Source organism: Mesorhizobium sp. M0771 (assembly GCF_040320155.1).
In the GTDB taxonomy this organism is placed as follows: Bacteria; Pseudomonadota; Alphaproteobacteria; order Rhizobiales; family Rhizobiaceae; genus Mesorhizobium.
The window spans coordinates 1-772 of the sequence record NZ_JAMYPC010000072.1; the positions used below are offsets into that span (position 1 = coordinate 1).

The window sequence follows — 772 nt, forward strand, 5'->3', positions numbered from 1 at the left end:
GGCCAGGATCTCGCGCCGCTCCTCTAGCGCCATATCGCGCAGATCGTGGCCGTTAAGATGAAGCAGATCAAAGGCAACAAAATACAAGTCGTGCTGCCGGCGGGTAATGGCTTTGCGCAGCGCTGCGAAGTCCGAAAGGCCCTTGTCGTTCAGAACGACTATCTCGCCGTCGACAATGGCGCTTTCGGCACCAAGGCGCTTGGCCTCTCTCACCAGGTCGCGATATTTCGCCGTCCAGTCGTGGCCGTTGCGCGTATAAATGCGTGTGCCGTCTTCATCGATGATCATCTGCGATCGGTAGCCGTCGAACTTGACCTCGTGGGTCCAGCCTTCACCCTCGGGAGGGTTCTCCACAAGGGTCGGCATCAACGGCTCGATGAACTTCAAACGCATGCACTGATCCGCCCTCCGGCGATTCAATAAGATTAAGCTAAAATAGTTCCGAAACTGGAAATCAGCCTCTTGGGTGCAACAAACTCGTCAACTCGGCGTTGCGGGATGAGCGAAGGAGGAATCGATATGGCCGACGACAAGAGCAAGCGGGACTTCCGCGATCGGGACCGGGTCTCGGCCGATGAGGATTATGAAGTCGAGTATTTCGCAACAAAGACCGGCATCACACCCCAGCAGGTGAAAGAGCTGATCGCGAAGCACGGCAACCAACGCGAAACGCTGGAGCGAGAAGCGAAGGCTCTGCGGAAATAATGACCAGGCTATCGGATCTCGGCAGACCAATAATTGGGCACCGACATGAAGGCCCGCCCGCGAGCGA

General features: G+C 56.9%; 2 protein-coding genes. One reads left to right on the plus strand and one right to left on the minus strand.

Translation table 11 applies throughout. The annotated features are described in order from the left end of the window. The coding region (locus NKI05_RS32210) for an ATP-dependent DNA ligase (RefSeq protein ID WP_502898789.1) at positions 1 to 393 on the minus strand (393 nt) is incomplete at its 3' end. Positions 394 to 519: 126 nt separating this feature from the next. Here NKI05_RS32210 and NKI05_RS32215 point away from each other — a divergent pair. Beyond that, positions 520 to 705, plus strand: coding sequence for a DUF3606 domain-containing protein (locus tag NKI05_RS32215; RefSeq protein WP_023815822.1), 186 nt, complete (start codon positions 520 to 522; stop codon positions 703 to 705). Positions 706 to 772: the final 67 nt, after the last annotated feature.